18 protein-coding genes are annotated in these 26,292 nt (G+C 59.7%); 6 read left to right on the top strand and 12 right to left on the bottom strand.

Annotated elements, in window-relative coordinates; translation table 11 throughout:
* Positions 1-27 precede the first annotated feature (27 nt).
* The 6 genes from infB to HKK57_RS05775 all read left to right on the top strand — a co-directional run bounded on the left by infB (position 28) and on the right by HKK57_RS05775 (position 7,628).
* Complete coding sequence (gene infB / locus HKK57_RS05800) at positions 28-2,550, top strand: translation initiation factor IF-2 (RefSeq protein ID WP_029298975.1); 2,523 nt, start codon at positions 28-30, stop codon at positions 2,548-2,550.
* Positions 2,551-2,709: 159 nt separating this feature from the next.
* Complete coding sequence (gene rbfA, locus HKK57_RS05795) at positions 2,710-3,105, top strand: 30S ribosome-binding factor RbfA (RefSeq protein ID WP_029298974.1); 396 nt, start codon at positions 2,710-2,712, stop codon at positions 3,103-3,105.
* A 3-nt stretch (positions 3,106-3,108) separates the two neighbouring features.
* Positions 3,109-4,026 (top strand): tRNA pseudouridine(55) synthase TruB, encoded by a 918-nt coding sequence (gene truB / locus HKK57_RS05790; protein WP_003176136.1) that lies wholly within the window; start codon positions 3,109-3,111, stop codon positions 4,024-4,026.
* Positions 4,027-4,141: 115 nt separating this feature from the next.
* Positions 4,142-4,411, top strand: a complete 270-nt coding sequence (gene rpsO / locus HKK57_RS05785; RefSeq protein WP_003177875.1) for a 30S ribosomal protein S15 — start codon at positions 4,142-4,144, stop codon at positions 4,409-4,411.
* A gap of 194 nt (positions 4,412-4,605) precedes the next feature.
* Positions 4,606-6,711, top strand: coding sequence for a polyribonucleotide nucleotidyltransferase (pnp, locus tag HKK57_RS05780; protein WP_029298969.1), 2,106 nt, complete (start codon positions 4,606-4,608; stop codon positions 6,709-6,711).
* A 296-nt stretch (positions 6,712-7,007) separates the two neighbouring features.
* On the top strand, positions 7,008-7,628 hold the full coding sequence (locus HKK57_RS05775; RefSeq protein WP_029298967.1) for a BON domain-containing protein: 621 nt from the start codon (positions 7,008-7,010) through the stop codon (positions 7,626-7,628).
* A gap of 288 nt (positions 7,629-7,916) precedes the next feature.
* On the opposite strand, the gene HKK57_RS05770 is transcribed toward HKK57_RS05775, so the two are convergent.
* From HKK57_RS05770 to HKK57_RS05715, 12 genes are all read right to left on the bottom strand, one after another.
* On the bottom strand, positions 7,917-10,850 hold the full coding sequence (locus HKK57_RS05770; protein WP_070994375.1) for a DUF748 domain-containing protein: 2,934 nt from the start codon (positions 10,848-10,850) through the stop codon (positions 7,917-7,919).
* A gap of 107 nt (positions 10,851-10,957) precedes the next feature.
* Positions 10,958-11,974 carry a class I SAM-dependent rRNA methyltransferase gene (locus HKK57_RS05765; protein WP_169389904.1) on the bottom strand — a complete coding sequence of 339 codons (1,017 nt, stop codon included), beginning with the start codon at positions 11,972-11,974 and terminating at the stop codon, positions 10,958-10,960.
* Positions 11,975-12,145: 171 nt separating this feature from the next.
* Positions 12,146-13,015: an oxygenase MpaB family protein gene (locus tag HKK57_RS05760; protein WP_029298961.1), complete on the bottom strand. Its 870-nt coding sequence runs from the start codon at positions 13,013-13,015 to the stop codon at positions 12,146-12,148.
* Positions 13,016-13,031: 16 nt separating this feature from the next.
* Positions 13,032-14,969: an acetate--CoA ligase gene (gene acs / locus HKK57_RS05755; RefSeq protein ID WP_092233376.1), complete on the bottom strand. Its 1,938-nt coding sequence runs from the start codon at positions 14,967-14,969 to the stop codon at positions 13,032-13,034.
* A gap of 125 nt (positions 14,970-15,094) precedes the next feature.
* Positions 15,095-16,759: a glucose-6-phosphate isomerase gene (gene pgi / locus HKK57_RS05750; RefSeq protein ID WP_029298957.1), complete on the bottom strand. Its 1,665-nt coding sequence runs from the start codon at positions 16,757-16,759 to the stop codon at positions 15,095-15,097.
* Positions 16,760-17,107: 348 nt separating this feature from the next.
* Positions 17,108-17,962 (bottom strand): pantoate--beta-alanine ligase, encoded by an 855-nt coding sequence (gene panC / locus HKK57_RS05745; RefSeq protein WP_029298955.1) that lies wholly within the window; start codon positions 17,960-17,962, stop codon positions 17,108-17,110.
* Positions 17,959-18,759, bottom strand: coding sequence for a 3-methyl-2-oxobutanoate hydroxymethyltransferase (gene panB / locus HKK57_RS05740; protein WP_169389903.1), 801 nt, complete (start codon positions 18,757-18,759; stop codon positions 17,959-17,961). The genes panC and panB overlap by 4 nt, the downstream gene beginning before the upstream one ends.
* 350 nt (positions 18,760-19,109) lie before the next feature.
* Complete coding sequence (gene folK / locus HKK57_RS05735; protein ID WP_154907891.1) at positions 19,110-19,598, bottom strand: 2-amino-4-hydroxy-6-hydroxymethyldihydropteridine diphosphokinase; 489 nt, start codon at positions 19,596-19,598, stop codon at positions 19,110-19,112.
* Between the two features lie 5 nt (positions 19,599-19,603).
* Positions 19,604-21,001, bottom strand: a complete 1,398-nt coding sequence (locus HKK57_RS05730; RefSeq protein WP_029298948.1) for a polynucleotide adenylyltransferase PcnB — start codon at positions 20,999-21,001, stop codon at positions 19,604-19,606.
* 712 nt (positions 21,002-21,713) lie between these two features.
* Complete coding sequence (locus tag HKK57_RS05725; protein ID WP_029298946.1) at positions 21,714-23,141, bottom strand: sigma-54-dependent transcriptional regulator; 1,428 nt, start codon at positions 23,139-23,141, stop codon at positions 21,714-21,716.
* A 22-nt stretch (positions 23,142-23,163) separates the two neighbouring features.
* Positions 23,164-26,118: a sensor histidine kinase gene (locus tag HKK57_RS05720; RefSeq protein WP_029298944.1), complete on the bottom strand. Its 2,955-nt coding sequence runs from the start codon at positions 26,116-26,118 to the stop codon at positions 23,164-23,166.
* A complete protein-coding gene (locus tag HKK57_RS05715) occupies positions 26,102-26,278 on the bottom strand; it encodes a hypothetical protein (protein ID WP_003176118.1) in 177 nt (58 codons plus the stop codon). Before HKK57_RS05715 ends, HKK57_RS05720 begins: the two co-directional genes overlap by 17 nt.
* Between the last annotated feature and the right edge of the window lie 14 nt (positions 26,279-26,292).

The raw sequence follows: 26,292 nt of genomic DNA, 5'->3' as shown, positions 1-26,292 counted from the left end.
TTAGGCGCGGCCTGAGGAGAGAAGTGCATGACGCAAGTCACGGTGAAACAACTGGCCGATGAGGTCAAAACACCGGTAGAGCGCCTGTTGCAGCAGATGCGTGAGGCAGGTCTGCCGCACACCGCCGCCGAGGAACATGTGAGCGACAGTGAGAAGCAATCGTTGCTGACTCACTTGAAAAGCAGCCACAAGGCGAAAGTGGAAGAACCGCGCAAGATTACATTGCAGCGCAAAACAACCAGCACCCTGCGGGTGGCTGGTAGCAAGAGCATCAGCGTTGAAGTACGTAAGAAGAAAGTCTTCGTACAGCGCAGCCCGGAAGAAATCGAAGCCGAGCGCAAACGCGAGATGGACGAACGTCGCGCAGTAGAAAATGCTGCACGTCAGAAGGCTGAAGAAGAAGCCAAGCGTCGCGCCGAAGAAGAAGCGCGTCGCCAGCCTGCTGCTGCGCAATCCGCTACTGATGCAGTCGCCGCTCCTGCAGCGCCTGTTGAAGCTGTGCGTGAGGCTGCTCCGGTTGCCGCTGCGCCAGCACCTGCTGCTGACGCTCGCAAGCGCGACGAACCTCGTCGTCCGGACAAGCCACGTGCCGACGATAACAATCGTCGCAGTGGTGGTGGCGATGGCGAGCGTAAAAACGCTCCGCATCGTGCCTCGGTCAAAGAGAAAGCGCCTGCTCCACGCGTTGCGCCACGTACTACCGACGAAGAAAGCGATGGCTTCCGTCGTGGTGGTCGCGGCAAGGCCAAGCTGAAGAAACGCAACGCCCACGGTTTCCAGAGCCCAACCGGCCCTGTCGTGCGTGATGTGCAGATCGGCGAGACCATCACTGTTGGCGATTTGGCCAATCAGATGTCGGTCAAGGCTGCTGAAATCATCAAGTTCATGTTCAAACTGGGTACTCCAGCGACCATCAACCAGGTGCTTGACCAGGAAACTGCTCAACTGGTAGCCGAAGAACTGGGCCACAAAGTGACCCTGGTCAGCGACACCGCCCTGGAAGACTCCCTGGCCGAGTCCCTTAAGTTTGAAGGCGAGACCTTCTCCCGTGCGCCAGTCGTGACCGTAATGGGCCACGTTGACCATGGTAAGACCTCGCTGCTCGACTACATCCGTCGTGCCAAGGTAGCTGCCGGCGAAGCCGGTGGTATCACCCAGCACATCGGTGCATACCACGTTGAAACCGAGCGCGGTATGGTCACCTTCCTTGACACCCCAGGTCACGCCGCGTTTACCGCAATGCGTGCCCGTGGTGCCAAGGCGACCGACATCGTGATCCTGGTAGTTGCAGCGGACGACGGCGTAATGCCGCAGACCATTGAAGCTGTCCAGCACGCCAAGGCCGCTGGTGTTCCACTGGTTGTTGCCGTGAACAAAATCGACAAGCCGGGCGCTGATCTTGATCGCATCCGTAGCGAACTGTCGGTTCACGGTGTGACTTCCGAAGAGTGGGGCGGTGATACGCCGTTCGTTTCGGTTTCGGCGAAGGTCGGTACTGGCGTAGACGAACTGCTCGAAGCTGTTCTGCTGCAAGCCGAAGTCCTGGAACTCAAGGCAACCCCATCGGCCCCGGGTCGTGGTGTTGTGGTTGAATCGCGTCTCGACAAAGGTCGTGGCCCGGTTGCTACCGTTCTGGTTCAAGACGGTACCCTGCGCCAAGGCGACATGGTGCTGGTCGGTTCGAACTATGGCCGTGTACGTGCCATGCTCGACGAGAACGGCAAGCCAATCAAGGAAGCGGGTCCATCCATCCCTGTCGAGATCCTCGGCCTGGACGGTACCCCGGACGCTGGCGACGAGATGAGCGTACTGTCGGACGAGAAGAAAGCCCGTGAAGTGGCTCTGTTCCGTCAAGGCAAGTTCCGCGAAGTCAAACTGGCCCGTGCTCACGCCGGCAAGCTGGAAAACATCTTCGAGAACATGGGCCAGGCAGAGAAGAAGACGCTCAACATCGTCCTCAAATCTGACGTCCGTGGTTCCCTCGAAGCGTTGAACGGCGCCTTGAACGGCCTGGGTAACGACGAAGTGCAAGTGCGTGTTGTCGGTGGCGGTGTCGGTGGTATCACCGAGTCCGACGCCAACCTGGCACTGGCTTCCAACGCTGTACTGTTCGGCTTCAACGTGCGTGCCGATGCTGGCGCACGGAAGATCGTCGAGCAGGAAGGCCTGGACATGCGTTACTACAACGTCATCTACGACATCATCGAAGACGTCAAGAAGGCCCTCACCGGCATGCTTGGCAGTGACGTCCGGGAAAATATCCTGGGTATCGCCGAAGTTCGTGACGTGTTCCGTTCGCCGAAGTTCGGCGCGATTGCCGGTTGCATGGTTATCGAAGGTACTGTGTACCGCAACCGTCCAATCCGTGTACTGCGTGAAGACATCGTTATCTTCGAAGGCGAGCTGGAATCCCTGCGCCGCTTCAAAGATGACGCTTCCGAAGTACGTGCCGGCATGGAATGTGGTATCGGCGTCAAGAGCTACAACGACGTCAAGCCTGGCGACAAGATCGAAGTTTACGAGAAGGTCCAGGTTGCTCGCAGCCTCTAACTCGCGCACTTCAGGAGCCACGCCGCGTGTGGGCATGCAAATGCCCCGCGCAGTGTCCGGACTCTAAACGCAACGCCCGGTCTGGCTTTTGTCAGGCCGGGCGTTTGCCGCTTTCAGACCCCACGGGTTTCACCGTGTGGCAGTAACAGGTAACAAGACATGGCAAAAGAATACAGCCGTACCCAACGTATCGGCGATCAGATGCAGCGCGAGCTGGCCCAACTGATCCGTCGCGAAGTCAAAGACCCGCGCGTTGGCCTGGTCACCATCACCGCTGTTGAAGTGAGCCGTGACGTTGGTCACGCGAAGATCTTCATCACCGTGATGGGCCAGGACAACAGTGAAGAGATCGCGCAAAGCATCAAGGTGCTCAACTCCGCCGCAGGTTTTTTGCGGATGCAGTTGGCCCGCGAGATGAAGCTGCGCAGCGTGCCGCAGTTGCACTTCCACTACGACGAAAGCGTCGTGCGTGGTGCGCATCTGTCGGCCCTGATCGAGCGTGCAGTGGCTGAAGACAATCAGCATCCGTCCACACCTGAAGACGCCAAGGAGTAAGCGGTGGCTCAGGTCAAACGTATCCGTCGTAACGTCAGCGGTATCATCCTGCTCGACAAGCCCATTGGCTTTACCTCCAATGCCGCTTTGCAGAAGGTCCGCTGGCTGCTCAATGCCGAGAAGGCGGGGCACACCGGTAGCCTTGATCCCCTGGCGACTGGCGTATTGCCATTGTGTTTCGGCGAGGCTACCAAGTTCTCCCAGTACCTGCTCGATTCGGACAAGGGTTACGAAACCCTGATGCAACTGGGCAAGACCACCACCACGGCCGATGCCGAAGGTGATGTTCTGCAGGTTCGCGACGTGACCGTTGGTCGTGCAGATATTGAGGCTGCCTTACCCGCTTTTCGTGGGCAAATCAGTCAGATACCGCCCATGTACTCGGCTCTCAAGCGTGATGGCCAGCCTCTTTACAAGCTGGCACGTGCGGGCGAAGTAGTGGAGCGTGAACCGCGTTCTGTTACTATTGCGCGCTTGGAATTGCTCGCCTGTGAAGGCGACACCGCCCGTTTGGCCGTGGACTGCAGCAAAGGCACCTATATCCGTACCCTGGTGGAAGATATTGGTGAACAACTCGGTTGCGGCGCGTACGTTGCAGAACTGCGACGCACACAGGCAGGCCCTTTCACCCTGGCCCAGACGGTCACGCTGGAAGAGTTGGAAGCCGTGCATGCCGAAGGCGGCAACGAAGCAGTTGATCGCTTCCTGATGCCATCGGACAGCGGTTTGCTGGATTGGCCATTGCTGCATTTCTCGGAGCACAGCGCGTTCTACTGGCTTAACGGCCAACCGGTACGCGCTCCGGATGCGCCGAAGTTCGGCATGGTGCGGGTACAAGATCACAACGGTCGCTTTATCGGTATCGGTGAAGTGAGCGAAGACGGGCGCATCGCGCCGCGTCGACTGATTCGGTCAGAATGACCGGACGAGGGTGGCTGTTAACAGGCACGGTCACTACTCATTTTTAGATACAGGGATTTGTCCCTGGCCTGTTGAAACTGCCCTTTGGGTGGTTTCCTGAAAAAAGGATTGCCTCATGGCTCTCGACGTTCAAGAAAAAGCACAAATCGTAGCTGACTATCAGCAAGCTGTTGGTGACACTGGTTCGCCAGAAGTGCAAGTTGCACTGCTGACCCACAACATCAACAAGCTGCAAGGTCACTTCAAGGCCAACGGTAAAGATCACCACTCCCGTCGTGGTCTGATCCGCATGGTAAACCAGCGCCGTAAGCTGCTGGACTACCTGAAAGGCAAGGATCTGGGTCGTTATCAGACTCTGATCGGTCGCCTGGGTCTGCGTCGCTAATCAGCGATTGCGCTAGAGGTTGGTTGTTTGCCGTGTGTCAGTGGGATTCCCGCTGGCCCATGGCAGGCTCCCAGCCTCAAGTTTTATCTGGATACACGTTTTACCCTGGACAAGGGTTGGGCCGATTCCCGACATTGCCCAAGAATTTCGCAAGAAGACAAGTTCCCCAAGAGCCACAAAGAAGGTAGGACACCGTGAACCCGGTAATCAAAAAATTCCAGTTCGGTCAGTCGACCGTTACCCTCGAGACAGGCCGTATCGCCCGTCAGGCCTCCGGCGCAGTGCTGGTCACCGTTGACGACGACGTCACCGTATTGGTGACCGTTGTTGGCGCCAAGACCGCTGACCCGAGCAAAGGCTTCTTCCCTCTGTCCGTTCACTACCAGGAAAAGACTTACGCTGCCGGTAAGATCCCTGGCGGTTTCTTCAAGCGCGAAGGCCGTCCTTCCGAGAAAGAAACCCTGACTTCCCGACTGATCGACCGTCCGATCCGTCCGCTGTTCCCAGAAGGCTTCATGAACGAAGTGCAGGTTGTCTGCACCGTCGTTTCCACCAGCAAGAAGACCGATCCGGACGTCGCTGCGATGATCGGTACTTCGGCGGCCCTGGCCATCTCCGGCATTCCGTTCGATGGCCCGATCGGCGCCGCTCGCGTTGCTTTCCACGAAAGCACCGGCTACCTGCTGAACCCGACTTACGAGCAGCAGAAAGCCTCGAGCCTGGACATGGTCGTTGCCGGTACTTCGGAAGCCGTGTTGATGGTTGAATCGGAAGCCAAAGAGCTGACCGAAGACCAGATGCTGGGCGCCGTACTGTTTGCTCACGACGAGTTCCAGGTGGTGATCAACGCCGTTAAAGAACTGGCTGCCGAAGCTGCCAAGCCAACCTGGACCTGGGCTCCTCAGCCAGAAGCCACCGCACTGCTGGGCGCTATCCGCTCCGAGTTCGGCGCTGCTATCTCCGACGCCTACACCATCACTGTCAAGGCCGACCGTTACGCACGCCTGGGTGAGCTGAAGGACCAAGTCGTTGCCAAGCTGTCCGGCGAAGAAGGCCAGCCTTCTTCCAGCGAAGTCAAAGCAGCCTTCGGTGAAATCGAATACCGCACCGTTCGCGAAAACATCGTTAACGGCAAGCCACGTATCGACGGCCGTGACACCCGCACCGTGCGCCCGCTGAACATCGAAGTTGGCGTTCTGCCGAAGACTCACGGTTCGGCCCTGTTCACCCGTGGTGAAACCCAGGCCCTGGTTGTTGCGACCCTGGGTACTGCCCGTGACGCACAGCTGCTGGACACCCTGGAAGGCGAGAAAAAAGACCCGTTCATGCTGCACTACAACTTCCCTCCGTTCTCGGTGGGCGAGTGTGGTCGCATGGGCGGTGCTGGTCGTCGCGAAATCGGCCACGGCCGCCTGGCCCGTCGTTCGATTTCGGCCATGCTGCCGGCCGCCGACGTGTTCCCGTACACCATCCGTGTGGTATCGGAAATCACCGAGTCGAACGGTTCCAGCTCCATGGCTTCCGTTTGCGGTGCTTCCCTGGCACTGATGGACGCCGGTGTGCCGATGAAGGCGCCGGTTGCCGGTATCGCCATGGGCCTGGTTAAAGAAGGCGAGAAGTTCGCCATCCTGACCGACATCCTGGGTGACGAAGACCACCTGGGCGACATGGACTTCAAAGTAGCCGGTACCGCCAAAGGTGTTACCGCGCTGCAGATGGACATCAAGATCAAGGGCATCACCGAAGAGATCATGGAGATCGCCCTGGGCCAAGCCCTGGAAGCGCGCCTGAACATCCTCGGTCAGATGAACCAGATCATTGGTCAGTCCCGCACCGAGCTGTCGGAAAATGCTCCGACCATGATCGCGATGAAAATCGACACCGACAAAATCCGTGACGTTATCGGTAAAGGCGGCGCGACCATCCGTGCGATCTGTGAAGAAACCAAGGCCTCGATCGATATCGAAGACGACGGTTCGATCAAGATCTTCGGCGAAACCAAGGAAGCGGCTGAAGCAGCACGTCAGCGCGTACTGGGTATCACCGCTGAAGCCGAGATCGGCAAGATCTACGTCGGTAAGGTTGAGCGCATCGTCGACTTCGGCGCATTCGTCAACATCCTGCCTGGCAAGGATGGCCTGGTTCACATCTCCATGCTGAGCGACGCTCGCGTTGAGAAAGTGACCGACATTCTGAAAGAAGGCCAGGAAGTGGAAGTGCTGGTACTGGACGTGGACAACCGCGGCCGTATCAAGCTTTCCATCAAGGACGTAGCAGCAGCCAAGGCTTCGGGCGTTTAATCACTCCCAGGCTTCACGCTGAAAAAGAGGACTCTTCGGAGTCCTTTTTTTATGGCTTTGGGAAAGTGACGGTAAATCAGCCGTTTAGCCTAGGGCAAAAGCCGCAACTTGCATGCAGGCATGAAGGCCTTCATGCAAGTTGCACGATTTCGAAAAAGTCCTATTTTGTTAACTTGTTGTTTTATATGGATTTATTTTAGTGTTTGGACTTGGCACACTGCCTGCAATATTCCTGTTAACGCTGCAGCATCAAGGTTCACACACTGCAGACTTTTAATAAAACAGGAGTTACTCGTATGAAGAAGTTCGCTCTCGCTACTGCTACCGCTCTGACCCTGGCCATGGGTGCTAACGTGGCCTTTGCCCAGACTTCCCAAGCTCCAATGACCCTGGCGGCCGGTGAAGCCACCAAGGCAAAAGAAAGCGTTTCGGATACTTGGATCACCACTAAAGTTAAGTCTGATCTGCTGACCGAAAAAGGCATTCCTGGTTCGGACATCAAGGTTGAAACCAACAAAGGTGTGGTTTCCCTGTCGTCGACTGTAGCCATTTCGGATTCGCAGAAAGCAACCGCTGTAGCGATCACCAAGAAAATCAAAGGTGTAACCGCGGTTTCTGCTGACGGCCTGCTGGCTGGCGGCGCTACCAAGGCAGACAACATCGACAAAACCAAAAGCGCAGCTGCAGGCGCCAAAGAGTCCACTTCCGATACCTGGATCACTACCAAAGTGAAAGCTGACCTGGTAACCGAGAAAGGCATTCCTGGTACCGATATCAAAGTCGAAACCAACAAGGGCGTAGTTTCCCTGTCCTCTTCGGTCGCTGTGACTGAAGCGCAGAAAACTACTGCGGTGAATATCACCAAGAAAATCAAAGGCGTTAAAGCTGTATCGGCCGACGGCCTGAAAGCAGAGTAACGCTTAACAACTCGACTGAACCCAGGCGGTCTAGAGCGAGGCAGATATCCGCTCAATGCACCTTACAGGTTCATGCGACCGACCACAGGGATGTGGTCACTACGGGCCCCGGCACTTGTGTCGGGGCCCGTTTTATTGTGGGTTGGAATTTATCTTTGCAGATTATGCAGAGCAAATGTAGGAGCTGGCTTGCCTGCGATGGCGGTGTATCAGCGGCAAATAGGCTGGCTGACCCACCGCCATCGCAGGCAAGCCAGCTCCCACACTTCAGATTTCTGGTGCCGGTAGTTACTCGGCATCCAGGTGCATTGGCGTGACAACCCGGCCATCTTTCTCGGCCTGCCCCAGGTTGGCATCGATGAAGTACACCCGGTCATCTTCCAACTGGCCCTTGTCGACCAGATAGTCCTTGATCGTACTGGCACGGTCCTGGCCCAGTTGGCGTAGAAGCACGTCGCTGCCGCTCCAGAATTTGATCACGCCGTCGCGCAGTTTCGCCGAGCGTTCATCGCTGCCCAGGTCTTTCCACTCAGCCGGTGGCTGTTGCTTCAAGCGGGTGCGATAGATGCCTTCGAGCAGCGGGGCTTTTTCCTTTTCAGGTACTACAAGCAACGACGCCTGGGCCGGGACTTTATCGCCGCGACGCTGGAGAATCTTGTAGTAGTTGTACTGATACTCGCGCTCAAGCCGCTCGGCCGCCAGGAACGGACCGTCGCTGCTGGCTGCCGCGGTGCCTTCGATCTCCAGGCGCAGCGCAGGGCGCTCCTTGAGGGCCTTGGCGAGGCTGTCCAGGGCCGACTCGGCGTCCTTGCTCAGTGCGCTGGAACCTGCGGCGAACGACACGTTGCCCAGATCCTGCGCGCCACCACCGGTTACCAGCCCGCCAATGAACTTGAACGGCGCCGTCGCCGCCCGTACCACCAGGTTGCGCAGGGTTTGCCAGACAATCGGCATCACGCTGAATTGCGGGTTGTTCAAGTCGCCAGTCACCGGCAATTCGATGGAGATCTTGCCGTCCGTGTCCTTGAGCAGGGCGATCGCCAGGCGAATCGGCAGGTCCACCGCATCTGCGCTATCGACTTTCTCGCCCAGTTGCAGTTGCTCCACTACCACCTTGTTCTCGGCCTTCAACTGGCCTTTGGTGATCACGTAGTGCAGATCGAGGTTGAGCCGGCCCTTACGGATACGGAACCCGGCAAATTTGCCGGAATACGGGGTCAGGGTAGTCAGCTCGACGCGTTTGAAGCTGGTGGCGATATCCAGGGCGGCCATCGGGTCAAACGGGTTCACGCTGCCCTTGATGGTCACTGGCGCATAGCGGTCGACCTTACCCTTGATATCGACGCTGGCAGGCTTGGCCTGGCGGCTGTCGATGGTACCGATCTGGCCATTGAGCTGCTGGATCGCTGTGGCGAAGTTCGGCGTGAGGCTGAAGTCGGCAAAGTTGGCCGAACCATCGTTGATCGCGATCTGGCCGATGCGGATACCCAAAGGCTTTTCGTTGCTCGCGCTGGATTTGGCGGTAGATTTGGCACCGCTGTCAGCCGGTTGCGGGATCAGCAGATCATCGACGTTGGTGGTGCGGTCGTCGTTGATCATAAAGCGTGCATAGGGTTGCAGCAGGTTGATCTTGTCGATCGACAGGCTGTTGCCGTGCTGGTAGTTCAAGCCTTCGACCACCAGGCGCTGCCACTTGAGGAAGTCGCGGGTCTTGAGGGTATCGAGGGTGTGCAACTGATCCACTTGCGCCCGGCCGGTGATCTGCAGTGCGAGGGGCTCGGTACTCTTGAGGTTCACGTCCAGGTTGCTGCCGAGCATGCCGCTACGCAGTTCCAGGCGGATAAACGGACTGATATAGGATTGGGCAACCCGCAGGTCGATGTCCTTGGTGTCGACTTTCAGCTTGGCGCTGACCGGGTTCAGGTTGACCTGGCCGCTCGCCTGGAGCTTGCCCTGCTTGCCCAGGCCGCTGTCGATCTTCAAGGTGAAGGGGCTTTGATTGAGGCTGTCGAAGTCTTGTACATCGACATTCAGCGGGCCCAGTTCCAGTGCCACAGCAGGTTTTACCTGGCGATCAGCCAAGTGCACCTGGTAGTTGCGCAGTTGCACGTCCTTGAGCAGTACTTGCCAAGGCTTGCTCGGTGCTGTGGGTGCGGGTTCCGGCGAATCGGCTGTAGCGGGCGCCGTGGCTGGCTCGGGCTTGGTGGCCGGCTTGCTCGGCTGGCTGGCGAACAGTTTCTGCCAGTCCAGTTGGCCGTCGGCTTCGCGGGCGGCCCAGGTTTCGAGCTTGTTACTGCGGATCTTGCCAACGATCACTTGCTGCTTGGCCAGGTCGATCGAGGTTTCGCTGACATCCAGGCGTTCCAGGCGCGCCAGGGGCCGCCCATCCGGGGCCTTGATCGCGAACGGCGCGATGCTCGCGGAGACGTTGGTCAGGTTCAGCTCGGTTTCTTTGGCCAGGTTCAGCTTGTAGTCGGTGCTGAAGTTGAGGATGCCGTCTTCCAGGACCAGCGGCAGGGCGTCCCGTACGTAGGGCCACCAGACCTTCATTTTGCCATCGGTGACCTTGAGCTTACCTTCGGAGGTGATCGGTACCAGGCTGAAATTGCCGGTCCAGTCGATCTGACCGCCTTCGGGGCCGGCGGCGACCAGGGTCATGTCGGCATTGTCTTCGGGCAGGGTGCTGAGGTTTTTCAGCTCAAAGTCGAGTTTGTCGTAGAGGAACTCGATAGGCTCGCTGGGGCGCACGTCTTCAAAGTGCACGTAGCCGTCGGCCAGCTTGATGCGTTCGATACGCAGCGGGAACGGTTTGCTGTCGGGGTCATCGGGGGTTGGTTCGCTCGGCGGTACTTTGAACAGTTGCGCCAGGTTGAGCGTGCCGGCTTTGTCGAAGAGGATTTCGGTCCTGGGCTTGTCCAACTGCACATCGGCCAGGTGCAGGGCGCGTGTCCAGAGGCTGTCGATCTGCAGGTTGGCGTAGAGACGCTCAAAGCCCACTTGTTCCTTGCCGGGCTCGCCGATCTTCAGGCCCCAGAGGGTCAGCTCCAGGCTGAACGGGTTGAGTTCGATACGCTCGATACGGGCCGGTACGGTGGCGTAGTTGGCCAACTGTTGGTTGGCTACGCGAAGCGCAATACCGGGCAGAATCAGGAAGCCCAGCAAGCTGTAGAGTGCAAGGGCGGTCAGCAAGGCGCCTGCGGCGCGAATCAATCCTTTGGACATGGGTGACGCCATCTATATCAATCAGGAGTGCCTTGGAGTATGGCACGGGTTTGCGGTTCCGAAGAACCGCGCCTTTATTACGCCAGGCCAAGCCTTTCAGGACAATCCTACAGTTGCAGGATCAAGGTCTTCAGTGGGGGCTGTTGGTCTTGTGAGGGAAAGTCAGCGCCGGGTGTCATCACTTTCCAGTCGCGTACAGGTCGGCCGGCCTTTTCAGCGCAGCGCAAGACCTGTTCGCGCCAGTCGTCCATGCTGACTTTTGCCAGGTTGTTGCAGCAGATCAGCACGCCATCTTGTGCGGTGGCCAGCAATGCCGGCTTGAGCAGGCTCTGGTAGTCACGCAGCAAGTCCACGGTCCCAAAGGCGCTCTTGGCCCAGGCCGGCGGGTCGAGCAGCACTAGGTCATATTGACGTGGTTCCAGGCGCGGGTAGCTCGGCAGTTTTTGCCCGCGACGCTGGGTGATCGGCAGCCCGGCCAGTTGGCGGATGGCCGGAAAGTAATCGGACTGTACAAACGTCATGGGCGGCAATTGTGGGTTCAGGTCGCCGTTTTCGCGGCCGACTGCCAGGTTGCCCTCGGCAAAATCCAGGTTGCACACCTCACTGGCCCCACCAGCCGCTGCGCTGAGGCCGACGCCGCAGGTGTACGCAAACAGGTTGAGTACGCTTTTGCCGGCACTGTGGGCCTTGACCCAGCCGCGGGTGTTGCGCAGGTCCAGGAACAGCAGCGGGTCCTGCCCGGAGTGGCGGCCGCGCACCCGATAGTTCAGGCCCCATTCATGGCCGACCAGGTCTTCCAGGGCGGCGGGCTCGGCGCGGTATACGGTGTCTTCGCGGTCGATACGCGAGTTGCCTCGGGAGCGGTCGTTATAGACCAGCAACAATTCAAGCCCCAGGTACTGGTTGATCATCAGGTGCAATTGCAGCAGTGCATCGCTGTCCAGCGCCTGGTGAAAGCTCTGCACCATCAATTGCGGGCCGTAGCGGTCGATGGTCAAGCCGCCGGCGCCTTCCTGGCTGCCATGGAATAACCGATAGCAATCGGTGCCTTGGGCATGCAGCTCGGCGAGCAGGTCTTGGCGGTGATCGAGGGCGGCGCGCAGCGCCTGATTCAGGGACGACATGGAGCGCGCCTTGCTGGGGAATTTAAGCGCGCAAGTTTAACAGCTCCTGTGGGTCGCGGCTTTTACAGGAGCGGGCTTGCCCGCGAAAAACTCGACATCCCCGCGTTTCTTCAGGCGTGTTGCGTCAGCGTTGACGATTTTCGCTGGCAAACCCGCTCCTACAAAGCTGCGTTACAGCAGGCCCATGCGCCTGTGGGCGCGCTGCACCGAGCCGTTGCGCATCGCCCAGCGCAGCAGTGGCGCGCTGCGCCTGACCCCAGTGCGGATCAGTTGGCGTTGCAGTGGGCTTTGTTGTTGGCCAAGCATGTCGTTGGCCCAGTCCGGAAGCAGATCAATACCCGCTTGCATCATCAGCGCGCCGAACGGCTTGGCCAGGGTGCTGGGTGCCGGGGCGTTGAGCAGCAGGCGCAGCACTTCACGGCTGCGTTCGTCACACAGCAGTTGTGGGCGAATCCGCTGCAGATAATCCGAAATTTCCTGCCGTGAGCGCGGCACATGCCGAGCTCCCAGCTGTTCGGCGATCAGGGCTATTTCGCTGTAGTAGCGGTCTTGATCCCTGGGCGATAAATCCGGGTTTTTGTAGCGCAGGTGCGCCGCGAGAAAGCTGCTGACTTCGGCGACGTGGACCCAGGTGAGCAATTCGGGATCGCTAGCCGCATAAGGACGCCCGTCAGGCGCATGCCCGACCACTTGCAGGTGGATGGTGCGCACCTTTTCGATCAGCCATGACGCGTCGCGGCGCGAGCCAAAGGTGGTACCGGAAATAAACTGCGAAGTGCGGCGCAAACGCCCGAGCATGTCCTGGCGAAAATTCGAATGGTCCCACACGCCGGCCAACGCCAGGGGATGCAGCGCCTGCAACATCAAGGCGCTGATGCCACCGATCAGCATGCTGCTGAAGTCACCATGGACCTTCCAGCTTACCGAGTCCGGCCCGAACAGCCCTGGGTCGCCTTTGGGGCTCTCCAGGTCCAGATTGCCGAGGGACAGGCCCGTCAGGCTCATCAACTGGGATTCGATACGGTTGCGCAGAAATTCCATGGTGGCTTGGGGGGTCCTATCGGTTCAGGCGTTTGTCGATCAGGCCGTCGACCACGCTCGGATCGGCCAGGGTCGAGGTATCGCCCAGGCTGTCCAGCTCATTGCAAGCGATCTTGCGCAGGATACGTCGCATGATCTTGCCTGAACGTGTTTTGGGCAAGGCCGGCGCCCATTGGATCAGCTCGGGCTTGGCGAAACTACCGATTTCCTTGCTGACCAGTTCCAAGAGGTGCTTTTTCAGCTCGTCGCTGGGCTCGACGCCATTCATCGGCGTGACAAACGCATAGATGCCCTGGCCCTTGAGGTCATGGGGATAGCCGACGACGGCGGCCTCGGCCACCTTGTCATGCAGCACCAGCGCGCTTTCCACCTCGGCGGTGCCGATGCGATGGCCGGACACGTTGATCACATCATCGATACGCCCGGTGATCCAGTAGTCGCCATCCTCGTCGCGCCGCGCGCCGTCGCCGGTAAAGTAGTAGCCGGGGTAGGGCTTGAAGTAGGTATCGATCATCCGCTGTGGGTCGCCATACACGCTGCGGATCTGCCCCGGCCAGCTGGACTTGATCGCCAGGACGCCACTGCCGGCGCCGTTGATTTCCTTACCCTGTTCGTCGAGCAATACCGGCTGCACCCCAAACATCGGTTGGGTGGCGCAGCCAGGCTTGATGCGCTGGGCGCTGACCAGCGGGCTGAGCATGATGCCGCCGGTTTCGGTCTGCCACCAGGTATCGACAATCGGGCAGCGCTGTTCGCCGACGGCATTGAAATACCACTCCCAGGCTTCCGGGTTGATCGGCTCGCCGACACTGCCGAGCAACCTCAGGCTGGCCCGGGATGTGTTCTCCAGCGGACCATGGCCCTCACGCATCAGGGCCCGCAAGGCGGTGGGCGCGGTGTAGAAGATATTCACCTGATGCTTGTCGATCACCTGCCAGAAGCGCGAGCTGTCCGGATAACTCGGCACGCCCTCGAACATCAGGGAGGTGGCGCCATTGGCCAGTGGCCCGTACACGATATAGCTATGGCCAGTGACCCAGCCGACGTCGGCGGTGCACCAGAACACCTCGCCCTCGCGGTAGTCGAGCACGTACTTGAAGGTCATTGCCGCTTGCAGCAGGTAGCCACCGGTGGTGTGCAACACGCCTTTGGGCTTGCCGGTGCTGCCGGAGGTATAGAGGATAAACAGCGGGTCTTCGGCATCCATCGCCTCGGGCGGGCATTCGCCGCTGACCGCGTCAACAGCCTGTTGATACTTGAGGTCGCGCCCCTCGGTCCAGGCCACCGCAGCGCCCGTGCGTTCCACCACCAGTACCGTCGTGACATTTGGGCAACTGGCCAAGGCCTTGTCGACATTCTGTTTCAGTGCCACGGGCCTGCCGCCGCGCACGCCTTCATCGGCAGTGATCACCGTGCGGCAGTCGGCATCCAGAATGCGGTCGCGCAAGGCATCCGGTGAGAACCCGCCAAACACCACCGAGTGCACCGCGCCAATCCGCGTACAGGCCAGCATCGCGTAGGCGGCCTCGGGAATCATCGGCATGTAGATACACACCCGATCGCCTTTCTTCACCCCACGGCTTTTCAGCACATTGGCCAGGCGGCTGACGTTTTGATGAAGTTGGCGGTAGGTGATTTTGGAAGATTTTGCAGGATCGTCGCCTTCCCAGATAAAGGCCGGCTGATCGGCACGTTGCGCCAGGTGCCGGTCAATGCAGTTGTAGCTGACGTTCAGCTGGCCGCCGGCAAACCACTGGGCGGCGCCGGTGTGGATATCGCAGTGCTGGACGGTCTGCCAGGGCGTGATCCAGTCAAGCAAGGCTTTGGCCTGTTCGGCCCAGAAGATATCGGGGTGATCGATGGATTGACGATAGAGGCGCTGATAGTCCTCTTGGCCCAGTTGTGCGGCACGGCGCACGGCATCGGCATGGGGAAACTGGCTGATATCGAACATAAGGGATCCCTCTTCTTGTTATAGATACAAGAGCTCAAGGCTGACCCTTGTGCAGGAGCTGGCAAGCCAGTTCCTACACAAGGGCGCTTGTGCAGGTTCAATCCCTGATTGTAGTGCCGATCACTTCAACCGCGGTGACGACCACGGAAGTAGTTGATCAGGCCCTGGGTCGAGGCATCTTCGGCCGAGGTTTCCTCAGCGCCTGTCAGGCGGTTGTAGACGCCTTTGCCCAGCTCCTTGCCCAGCTCAACGCCCCATTGGTCAAAAGCGTTGATGCCCCAGATAACGCTCTGCACGAACACCTTGTGCTCATACATCGCCACCAGTGCGCCGAGGCGGCGCGGGCTGATCCGTTCGACCACCAGGGTGTTGCTCGGGCGGTTGCCAGGGATGACTTTGTGTGGCGCCAGCTTCTGTACTTCTTCCTCGGCCATGCCTTTGTCACGCAGCTCGGCTTCGGCTTCGCTGCGGGTCTTGCCGAGCATCAGCGCCTGGCTCTGGGACAGGCAGTTGGCATACAGCCACTGGTGATGGTCGGAGACCGGGTTGAAGCTGACGATCGGCACAATGAAGTCGGCCGGGATCAGTTGGGTGCCCTGGTGCAGCAACTGGTGGTAAGCGTGCTGGCCGTTGCAGCCCACGCCGCCCCAGATCACCGGGCCCGTGTCGACCGCAACCGGCTTGCCGTCCTGGCGCACGCTTTTGCCGTTGGATTCCATGTCCAGTTGTTGCAGGTGCTTGGTGATGTTGCGCAGGTAGTGGTCGTACGGCAGGATCGCATGGCTCTGAGCGCCCCAGAAGTTGCCGTACCACACACCCAGCAGGCCCAGCAGCACAGGCATATTCTGCTCGAATGGGGTGTTCTGGAAGTGCTGGTCCATGGAGTAGGCGCCAGACAGCAGTTCCTTGAAGTTGGACATGCCAATCGCCAGGGCGATAGGCAAGCCGATGGCCGACCACAACGAGTAACGGCCGCCGACCCAGTCCCACATCGGGAAGATATTCTCTTCACGGATACCGAAGGCCACGGCCGCCGCGTTGTTGCTCGACACGGCGATGAAGTGGCGATACAGCTCGGCTTCCGAGCCACCCTGGGCCAGGTACCAGGCGCGGGCGGCCTGGGCGTTTTTCAGGGTTTCGAGGGTGTTGAAGGATTTCGACGAGACAATAAACAGCGTGGTCTCGGCGCGCAGCTTCTGGGTGAGTTCGTGGAACTCACTGCCATCGATATTCGCCAGGTAATGGCAGCGCACACCTTTGTGGGCGTAGGACAACAGCGCTTCAGAGACCAGCTCCGGGCCGAGGAACGAGCCACCGATGCCGATGTTGACCACGTCGGTGATCGGCTTTTCGGTGTAGCCGCGCCACAGGCCATCATGGATGCGGCCCACCAGATCGGTGATCTGGTTCAGCACCTTGTGCACGTCGGGCATGATGTTGGTGCCGTTGACCGACAGCTTGTCGCCCACCGGGCGGCGCAGTGCAGTGTGCAGCGCCGGACGACCTTCCGAAGAGTTGACCGGCTCGCCGTCGAACAGCGCCTTGATCGCGCCTTTGAGATCGACTTCGTTGGCCAAGCCCACCAGCAGGTCGCGTGTTTCAGGGGTAATCAGGTTTTTCGAGTAATCGAGGAACAGCCCGCAGCTGCTCAAAGTGAACTGGGTAAAGCGCTGGGGATCGGCATTGAACGCTTCGCGCATGCTGAAATCCTGCATGGCCTGGCGATGTTGATTGAGCGCTTGCCAAGCGGGCAGAGCGGTAACGTCATGGGGAGTGCGGTAGTACGCCATCGCTGCGGGTTTCCTTTTTATTGCTGGGACTGCCTTTAGGACACTTCTAAACCCGGAACGTCCAGTCTTGTATCAAGGATTGGGTTCCAGACAGCGCTAACTATAACGCCGGGCGATTACATTAAACCTAGCGTGTCGATATGTCTTGGCTTTGTCTGTGCAGAGGCCGGTACTTTTTTATACCGGGGCCTGAGGGGCGCTACAAAACCACTGTGGGAGCCGCTTTGTGTGGGAGCGGGCTTGCCCGCGATTGCAGACTGTCAGTCGATGCATTTGTCGCTGACCCACCGCCTTCGCGGGCAAGCCCGATCCCACACAAGCCTTTCCTACAGTGGAGTATCGCCAGGATCAGGCGGGTAGCGTGAGGTGCAGGTTGTCGATCAGCCGGGTCGCGCCCAGGTAAGCGGCAACGAGGATCACCACATCACGATCCTCGACAGTTGCAGGGCGCAGGTGCTGGCCCTGGCGAACTTCCAGGTAGTCCATCCGCAGGCCGGCGGCCTCGATGTGCTGGATCTGTTCGGCGCGCAGTTTGGCAAAGTCGCGGTCGCCGGCTTGGATCGCGGTGGCGATCTGGCAGAGGCTGCGGTACAGCACCGGGGCGATGGCGCGCTGTTCTTCGCTCAGGTAGCCGTTGCGCGAGGACAGCGCGAGGCCGTCCTCGGCGCGCACGGTGGGCTCGCCGATGATCTGGATCGGCATGTTCAGGTCGCGCACCATGGCGCGGATCACCGCCAGTTGCTGATAGTCCTTTTGCCCGAATACCGCCAGGTCAGGCTGGACCATGTTGAACAACTTGCTCACCACGGTCGCCACACCCTCGAAGTGGCCCGGACGGCTGGCGCCGCACAGGCCTTCGGACAATTGCGGCACGCTGACTCGGGTCTGCACGGTCATGCCGCCGGGGTACATCTCGTCAACCGTAGGGGCAAATAGCAGGTTGCAGCCTGCCACCAGCAGCTTTTCCTGGTCGGCGGCGAGGGTGCGTGGGTACTTGTCCAGGTCTTCGCCGGCGCCAAACTGCAGTGGGTTGACGAAAATGCTCGCCACCACGAAGTCGGCTTGCTCGGCGGCGCGGGTCACCAGCGTAGCGTGGCCGGCATGCAGGTTGCCCATGGTGGGCACGAAGCCGATGCGCTTGCCGGCGCTACGCGCGTGAGTGACGGCGGCTCGCAGTTCGCGCAGGGTTTTGACGGTGTTCATGCAGAGAATCCGTGTTCGATGCCTGGGAAGGTAATGGCTTTGACTTCGGCGACATAGGCGCTCAATGCAGCCTGGATGTTGTCCTGGCCGGCCATGAAGTTCTTCACGAATTTTGGTGCGCGACCAGTGAGGTTCAGGCCCAGCATATCGTGCAGTACCAGGACCTGGCCGTCAGTCGCGCTGCCCGCACCAATGCCGATCACCGGGATTTTCACCGCCTGGGTGATTTCTTGCGCCAGTTCGCTTGGCACGCATTCGAGTACGATCATCGCGGCGCCAGCCTGCTCCAGGGCGATGGCATCGGCACGCATCTGCCGCGCCTGGGCTTCATTGCGGCCCTGGACCTTGTAACCACCGAGGATGTTCACCGACTGTGGGGTGAGGCCCATATGCGCGCATACCGGCACGCCGCGTTCAGCCAACAGGCGGATCGACTCGGCGAGCCACACGGCACCTTCCACTTTGATCATATGTGCCCCGGCCTGCATCAGCTTGCCGGCGTTCTGGAACGTCTGCTCCAGCGTTGCGTAACCCATGAACGGCAGGTCGGCGATGATGAACGCGCCCTCGTTACCGCGCTTGACGCTGGCGGTGTGGTAGGCGAGCTCATCGGTGGTGACGGGGAGGGTGCTGTCATTCCCTTGAAGAACCATGCCCAGGGAGTCGCCTACCAGTAACACCTCGACGCCGGCCTGGCAGCAGGCCTGGGCGAACGTGGCGTCATAGCAGGTCAGCATGGCGATTTTTTCACCTTTGAGTTTGAGGCTCTGCAAGGTGGTCAGGGTAATGTCTGGCATGAAAAGGGTCCTCGTTCAGGCGCTTGGAAACAGCGAGTAACGCGCGTGAGTCTTCGTTTATACAGGCGCACTTTCTTCAGAGCAGTGCTTATAAGGCCTGGATTGCGCCCTTCAGCGCCGGGTTGGCGGCAGCGGGACGCCTATAGTCGTGAGGAGGACTCGGGAAGTCAATTGGATGTGTTACCGCATTGTTACGAGCGGGGTGTTACCGCTGTTACTGATGCGATTCAGCAGGCTGGAGCGCCTTTTGGCTGGCGCTGAAGATCAATGTAGGAGCTGGCTTGCCTGCGATGGCATCACCGCGGTGTGTCAGGCATACCGCGGTGATGCCATCGCAGGCAAGCCAGCTCCTACAGGGATTGAGGCAGGCGTTCGAGGCCGACGAACGGGCATTCGGCGAGCACGTCGCTGAGTAGGCGGCCGTCAGGCAGTTTTAAAGTGGACGGCGCCAATTCGGCAAGTGGATAGAGCACAAAAGCCCTTAGATGCATTTGGTAATGAGGCACCTTGAGGCGCGGCTCGTCGATCAGGCGATCACCAAACAGCAGGATATCCAGGTCCAGGGTGCGTGGCCCCCAGCGCTCAAGGCGTTCGCGGCCCTGATCGTTTTCGATGGCCTGCAGCGCATCCAGCAGTGCCAGCGGCGCAAGCGTGCTGTCCAGCGCCGCCACGGCATTGGTGTAGCGCGGTTGTCCGCTAAGCAGGGAATCACTTTGATAGAAGGCAGAAACACCCGCGAATGTGGTGTTCGGCAATTGCGCCAACGCCTTGAGGGCGTCGCGCAACTGCTGCTGCGGGGCAGCAAGGTTGCTGCCCATACCGATGTAGATACGCTCCACCGTGCTTATTCGCCAGAGGTGTCGGCGGCACTGCGCTTGCGTTTGCTGCCACTGCTGCGGCGGCGTTTCTTCGGCCCGTCGCCAGTGGCTTCGCCTTTGCTGCTGAGCTCACGGATCATCTCGCGACGTTCGCTGTCATTGGCGTCCTGGTAGTCGGTCCACCATTCGCCCAGGCCATCGGTCTGCTCGCCGGCACTTTCGCGCAGCAGCAGGAAGTCATAGCCGGCACGGAAGCGCGGGTTGTCCAGCAGCAGGTCGGCACGTTTGCCACTGCGGCGTGGCAGGCGCTCCTGCATGTCCCAGATCTCGCGGATCGGCATGGTGAAACGCTTGGGGATCGCGATGCGCTGGCACTGTTCAGCGATCAGTTCGTGGGCGGCTTCCTGCATCGCTGGAATTGGCGGCATGCCACGGTTCTGCAGGCGCAGCACTCGGGCTGGCAACGCAGGCCAGAGCAGGGCGGCAAACAGGAAGGCCGGGGTCACCGGTTTGTTCTGTTTGATCCTAAGGTCAGTGTTGATCAAGGCTTCACTGATCAGGGTGTGGGTGTACGTCGGGTTGTGCTCCAGTGCATCGGCGCTGGCCGGGAACAGTGGGTCGAACAACTGCAGGTCCACCAGCATTTCGAACGTGTCGGCGGCATGCCCGGACAGGAACAGCTTGAGCACTTCTTCGAACAGGCGCGCCGAGGGGATTTCCCGCAGCATCGGAGCCAGTTCGCGAATCGGCGCGGCTGTGTGTTTCTCGATACCGAAGTTCAGCTTGGCGGCAAACCGCACGGCCCGCAGCATGCGCACCGGGTCTTCCTGGTAGCGCTGCGTGGGGTCGCCGATCAGGCGGATCAGGTGATTGCGGATATCGTGCACGCCGTTGGCGTAATCGAGGATGCGCTCGCTGACCGGATCGTAATAGAGGGCATTGATGGTGAAGTCGCGACGTTGCGCGTCTTCTTCCAGGGTGCCGTAAACATTGTCCCGCAGGATGCGTCCGCTTTCGTTGCGGGAAGATTGGTTGCTGTCTTCCTCTTCATCGTTTTGCGGGTGGCCCGCGCGGAAGGTCGCGACCTCGATGATCTCGCGACCAAAGTGGATATGCACCAATTTGAAGCGCCGGCCGATGATCCGCGCGTTGCGAAACTCGGCACGCACTTGTTCAGGCGTGGCGCTGGTGGCGACGTCAAAATCCTTTGGGGTGATGTTGAGCAACATGTCGCGCACGCAACCGCCGACCAGGTAGGCCTGGTAGCCAGCGTTCTGCAGGCGTTCGACGATGTTCACCGCATAACGGCTGAACTGGGCGCGCTGCAGCGAATGTTGATTGCTGTTGAGCACTTCAGGCGTGCTGCGAATGTGTTGCGTACGACGCAAGGGGGAACGGAATGACTGGAACAACTTCTTCAGCATGGGATGCACTGTTTGAAGGAATGTTCGGCCATAACGAAGAATGACCGCATGATGGGCCGGGATTCTAGCATTTAGTCAGGGGATGGTGTAGGAACTAGCTGCAAGCCGTGAGCCAGATGCTTAAATGAGGCCGGTTGACGCTCAAATCGCAGAAACTACAAGGGGAGCCGAAGCTCCCCCAGAAAGTAGTTGCGTGCTCTATTTTTATTATTGATTTCGGGCTTCTTGTTTTTGTTGATCGCCCTCGTCATGAGATTTGACCTTCATGACACTCCCAATCGGGAGTCAAGAGCAAACGGATTGCTTTGGTCGCTGTGTTGCGATGATCAATGATCCAACCAGTTCAGGCTCTGCCTTAGGGCAGTTTTTGTTGTTCTCGGCCTGGTTGCGGGGCAAGCCCCAAATGCAACGCCTCTCCAAAAGAATCAGTTAGCTGCGCCTCCGCCGTGTTGTTTTTATTGTGCGTGAGTCGATTCGTCTTATTTTTATTGTGTGTGTACGGTGCTTTTTATTGTTCTTGTACTAAGCATATAGCAGGGTGCGTGCCAACTTTTGCAAACCCCAGCAAAACAAGGGGTTTGGTCGGATCTGGTGGGTTTGGCGGGCATAAAAAAGCCGGGGCTTCGTTACCGTAAGCCCCGGCTTTTTGTTACGTGAATATCTGAGGTAACAGTTTTTTCACGTTTGGGGTGTTACCCCATGTGAGTTGGCCTCAGCTTTCGCTGGCAACCCCGGTCTTGCGCCTTGGAATGCCCAGGCGCTGGCGCCGCTCCCACAGGCATTTGCGGCTGACGCCCAGTTTGCGCGCCAGTTCGGTCTCGGTCATGTGGTCCTGGTGTTCCAGGACGAAGTGCTGGAAGTAGTCTTCCAGGGACAAGTCTTCCGTGGGCTCGTGGCTGGTGTTACTGCCGCCCTGTTGGGGGGCCAGGCCAATGAAGTCGTCATCGTCCAGGTCGCTCAGTTCGATGTCGATGCCCAACAGCTCTGCGGAGATCTGCGGGCTTTCCGAAAGGATTACCGCGCGCTCCACGGCGTTTTCCAGCTCGCGCACGTTGCCTGGCCACGAATAGTGGCGGATGGCCTGTTCGGCGTCGGCCGCAAACGTCAGGTCGGTACGGTTGACCCGTGCGCTCTGGCGCAACAGGAACGCATTGGCAATCTCGTTGACGTCGGCGCCGCGTTCACGCAAGGCCGGCAGTTTGAGGGCGATCACGTGCAGGCGGTAGTACAGGTCTTCGCGGAACTGGCCGATCTTGGCCAGGCTTTTCAGGTCGCGGTGAGTCGCGGCGATCAGGCGCACATCGACTTTTTGCGACTGGACCGAGCCCACCCGACGAATCTCGCCTTCCTGCAACACTCGCAGCAGGCGCGCCTGGGCTTCCAGGGGCAGTTCACCGATTTCGTCGAGGAACAGCGTGCCGCCGTCCGCCGCTTCTACCAGGCCTGCGCGTCCGGCGCTGGCACCGGTAAAGGCACCTTTCTCATGGCCGAACAGTTCGGACTCGATCAGGGATTCAGGGATTGCCGCGCAGTTCACCGAAATCATCGGCGCCTTGGCACGCTTGGACAGGTTGTGCAGGGCACGGGCCACCAACTCCTTGCCGGTACCGGACTCGCCCTGGATCAATACATTGGAGTCCGTGGGCGCAACCTTGCGGATCTTGACGTACAGGTCCTGCATGGGCGGGCAGGAGCCGATGATGCCGATTTCGCCATTGCTGTTGTCGACACCGGGCTTGTCGCTGGCGGCCTTGCCGGCCGGCCGTTCCGCCGGGGCACTGCTGGCCGATTGACGATCACGCAGGATGCGAGCCACCGCCTGGAGCATTTCGTCGTGATCGAAAGGCTTGGCGATGTAGTCCACCGCGCCCATCTTCATCGAGTCGACGGCGGAGCGAAGGCTGGCGTAGCTGGTCATGATCAGCACCGGCGTGCCCTGGCCCAGCTTGATCAGTTCGGTGCCGGGTGCGCCAGGCAGGCGCAGGTCACTGACGATCAGGTCAAAGGTGGGAATGCTGAAACGCTCCTGGGCTTCCTGCACCGAGCCGGCTTCGCTGACCTGGTACTGATTACGTTCAAGCAGGCGACGCAAGGCAGAGCGGATAATGGTTTCGTCTTCGACGATCAAAATGTGCGGCATTGATTCAATTCTCTCGACGGTCTCAGTTCACAGCGGACGTCGCTTCGACATGACGCGGCAAGGTCACCCGAATACGGGTGCCGCGTTGGCTTTCGGTGTCAGCCGGGCTGTCGATGGTGATTTGTCCATAATGCTCTTCAACGATGGAATAGACCAGTGCAAGGCCCAGACCGGTACCTTCACCAGGGTCCTTGGTGGTGAAGAAGGGTTCGAACAATCGGTCCATGATGTTCTGTGGAATACCGCTGCCTTCGTCCTCCACGATCAGGTCGACCGTGTGCTCGAAAGCCTCGCTCTTGACCCTTACCGCACTGCCGGCGGGTGTCGCGTCGCGGGCATTGGACAGCAGGTTGATTAGCACCTGGGCCAGGCGTTGTGAGTCGCCGACCACCCAGTGTTCCGGATCGCACAAGTTATAGAACTGTACTTCGAAATTGCGCCGGTTCAAGGCCAGCAGCCCAATGGCATCCTGGGCGACTTCGGCCAGGCACACAGCTTCATCGTGATTCTGGTGGCCGCCGGCATGGGCAAAGCTCATCAGCGATTGCACGATGCGCGAGACGCGTTTGGTCTGTTCGAGGATCTGCCCGCTGATTTCGGTGATTTCGTCGTCCTCTTCGCGCTCTTCGCGCAGGTTCTGCGCCAGGCACGCGATACCGGTGATCGGATTGCCAATCTCGTGGGCCACCCCGGCCGCCAGGCGCCCGATACTGGCCAGGCGCTCGGAGTGCACCAGTTTGTCTTCGAGCATTTGGGTTTCGGTCAGGTCTTCGACCAGCAATACCAGGCCACTGTTACCGGGGGCCAGGGGCTCGTCGATCGCTGCTTTGTGCAGGTTCAGCCAGCGCGTCTGGCCGTCGAGGGCCAGATGCTGTTTGTGCAAGTGTTCGTCCGGCAGGTTGATAAAGCCCTGCAGCAGTTCCTTCCACGGATCGGCGATGGTGGTCAGGCGCGAGCCCACCACGCGTTGGGCGGCGATGCCGGTCAGCTCTTCCATGGCCTTGTTCCACATCAGGATTTCCTGGTCCTTGGCCAGGGAGCAGACGCCCATGGGCAGTTCCTGCAGGGTCTGGCGGTGGTAGCGGCGCAGGGCGTCGAGTTCGGCGGCAAGGCCGGTGAGGCGCGAGTGGTAGTCCTCCAGCCGGCTCTCGATGAAGTGGATATCTTCGGTGACATAGTTTTCGCCGCCGGCCTTGTAGGGCAGGAAAGTCTCCACCATGTCCTGGGACACGCTGGGACCCATCAACCCCGACAGGTTGGCCTCGATGCGGTCGCGCAGGCGGCGCAGGGCATAAGGGCGGCGCTCATCGAAGGGCAGGTACAGATCGCGCAGTGCCTGCTCCACTTCCTTTTGTGCGGCCTTGGCGCCCAGGGGCTTGGCCAGTTGGGTGGCGAACTCCTGGGGCGATGCCGCATGCAGTTCACGGCGTTGCGGCCGGCGCACGTTATCCACTGCGCAGGCTTCGGCAGCGCTGGTTTCTTCGGGGCTGGCGTTGGTGAACAGGGAAATCAGGGTGAACATCAGCACGTTGGCCGCTAGCGAGGCGATGGCAGCCATGTGCCAACTGGTGTCATCCAGCACGTAGATCATGTTCAGCAGCGGGATATAGAAGCCCTGCAGATTACCGACCAGCGGCAGCAGCATAGTCACCAGCCACACCAGGATCCCCGCCAGCAGCCCGGCGATGAACCCGCGTCGATTGGCGGTCGGCCAGTACAGCACCGACAGAACCCCCGGCAAGAACTGCAAGGTGGCGACGAAGGCCACGATTCCGAGGTTGGCCAGGTCCTGCTCGGCCGCCATCAGCAGGTAGAAGCCATAGCCGGCCATGATGATGGCTACGATCAGCGCGCGGCGTGTCCATTTCAGCCAGCGGTAGATGTTGCCTTCGGCAGGCGGCTGGTACAGCGGCAGCACCAGGTGGTTGAGGGCCATGCCCGACAGCGCCAGGGTGGTGACAATGATCAAGCCACTGGCCGCCGATAAGCCGCCGACGTAGGCCAGCAATGCCAGGGACTTACTGTTGGCCGCGATGCCGATACCGAGGGTGAAATATTCCGGGTTGGTGGTGGCCCCCAGTTTCAGGCCGGCCCAGAGGATCAGCGGTACTGCCAGGCTCATCAGCAGCAGGAACAGCGGCAAGCCCCAACTGGCGCTGACCAGCGAGCGCGGGTTGAGGTTCTCGGTAAAGGTCATGTGGTACATGTGCGGCATGACGATGGCGGAGGCAAAGAACACCAGCAACAGCGTGCGCCATGGGCCTTCTTGCAGGGGGGTGTGCAGGGCGGCGAGGGCGGTCTGGTTTTGCAGCAGCCACAGCTCGAGTTGTTGCGGGCCGTCGAACACCCCGTACAGCGCGTACAGGCCCACGCCACCGATGGCGATCAGCTTGATCACCGACTCGAAGGCAATCGCAAACACCAAGCCTTCGTGTTTTTCCCGGGTGGCGATATGCCGCGAGCCAAAAAAAATCGTGAACAGGGTAATCAGCGCACAAAAGCTCAGGGCCACCCGATGTTGCACCGGTTCATGGGTGAGGATGCTGATGGAGTCAGCCACGGCCTGGATTTGCAGGGCCAGCAGCGGCAGTACGCCGATCAGCATGAAAATGGTGGTCAGCGCCCCGGCCCAGGTGCTGCGAAAGCGGAACGCAAACAGGTCGGCCAACGACGACAACTGGTAGGTGCGGGTGATCTTCAGGATCGGGTACAGCAATACCGGCGCCAGCAGGAAGGCCCCGGATACCCCGAGGTAGCTGGAAAGAAACCCATAACCGTACTGGTAGGCCAGGCCCACCGTGCCATAGAACGCCCAGGCGCTGGCATACACGCCCAGCGACAAGGTGTAGGTCAGCGGGTGGCGAATGATCGCCCGTGGGATCATTCCACGCTCACTGATCCAGGCCACCCCGAACAGCGCCGCCAGGTAGGCGGCGCTAATCAGCAGCATCTGGGTCAGGCTAAAGCTCATCGGCATCTTTTTGGCTCTGCAGGATAAAGGTCACGACGATCAGGATCAGCCACAGCAGATAGGGGCGATACCAGGCGCCCGTGGCGTCGATCCACCAGTCCATGATGGCGGGAGAAAACAGGTAGATCCCGACGACCAACAGCAGGACCAAGCGATAGATGTACATGTTGGCCTCTGATT

The organism is Pseudomonas sp. ADAK21 (genome assembly GCF_012935735.1).
In the GTDB taxonomy this organism is placed as follows: domain Bacteria; phylum Pseudomonadota; class Gammaproteobacteria; order Pseudomonadales; family Pseudomonadaceae; genus Aquipseudomonas; species Aquipseudomonas proteolytica.
Note: the sequence above shows the minus strand (reverse complement) of the source record. Positions and strands in the feature narration are given on the sequence as shown.

Excerpts from the sequence above, each read along its gene's own strand:
- infB (WP_029298975.1), top strand. The coding sequence starts at position 28 with ATGACGCAAGTCACGGTGAAACAACTGGCCGATGAGGTCAAAACACCG.
- rbfA (WP_029298974.1), top strand. The coding sequence starts at position 2,710 with ATGGCAAAAGAATACAGCCGTACCCAACGTATCGGCGATCAGATGCAG.
- rpsO (WP_003177875.1), top strand. The coding sequence starts at position 4,142 with ATGGCTCTCGACGTTCAAGAAAAAGCACAAATCGTAGCTGACTATCAG.
- HKK57_RS05775 (WP_029298967.1), top strand. The coding sequence starts at position 7,008 with ATGAAGAAGTTCGCTCTCGCTACTGCTACCGCTCTGACCCTGGCCATG.
- HKK57_RS05770 (WP_070994375.1), bottom strand. The coding sequence starts at position 10,850 with ATGTCCAAAGGATTGATTCGCGCCGCAGGCGCCTTGCTGACCGCCCTT.
- HKK57_RS05765 (WP_169389904.1), bottom strand. The coding sequence starts at position 11,974 with ATGTCGTCCCTGAATCAGGCGCTGCGCGCCGCCCTCGATCACCGCCAA.
- HKK57_RS05760 (WP_029298961.1), bottom strand. The coding sequence starts at position 13,015 with ATGGAATTTCTGCGCAACCGTATCGAATCCCAGTTGATGAGCCTGACG.
- acs (WP_092233376.1), bottom strand. The coding sequence starts at position 14,969 with ATGTTCGATATCAGCCAGTTTCCCCATGCCGATGCCGTGCGCCGTGCC.
- pgi (WP_029298957.1), bottom strand. The coding sequence starts at position 16,759 with ATGGCGTACTACCGCACTCCCCATGACGTTACCGCTCTGCCCGCTTGG.
- panC (WP_029298955.1), bottom strand. The coding sequence starts at position 17,962 with ATGAACACCGTCAAAACCCTGCGCGAACTGCGAGCCGCCGTCACTCAC.
- panB (WP_169389903.1), bottom strand. The coding sequence starts at position 18,759 with ATGCCAGACATTACCCTGACCACCTTGCAGAGCCTCAAACTCAAAGGT.
- HKK57_RS05730 (WP_029298948.1), bottom strand. The coding sequence starts at position 21,001 with ATGCTGAAGAAGTTGTTCCAGTCATTCCGTTCCCCCTTGCGTCGTACG.
- HKK57_RS05725 (WP_029298946.1), bottom strand. The coding sequence starts at position 23,141 with ATGCCGCACATTTTGATCGTCGAAGACGAAACCATTATCCGCTCTGCC.
- HKK57_RS05720 (WP_029298944.1), bottom strand. The coding sequence starts at position 26,118 with ATGCCGATGAGCTTTAGCCTGACCCAGATGCTGCTGATTAGCGCCGCC.
- HKK57_RS05715 (WP_003176118.1), bottom strand. The coding sequence starts at position 26,278 with ATGTACATCTATCGCTTGGTCCTGCTGTTGGTCGTCGGGATCTACCTG.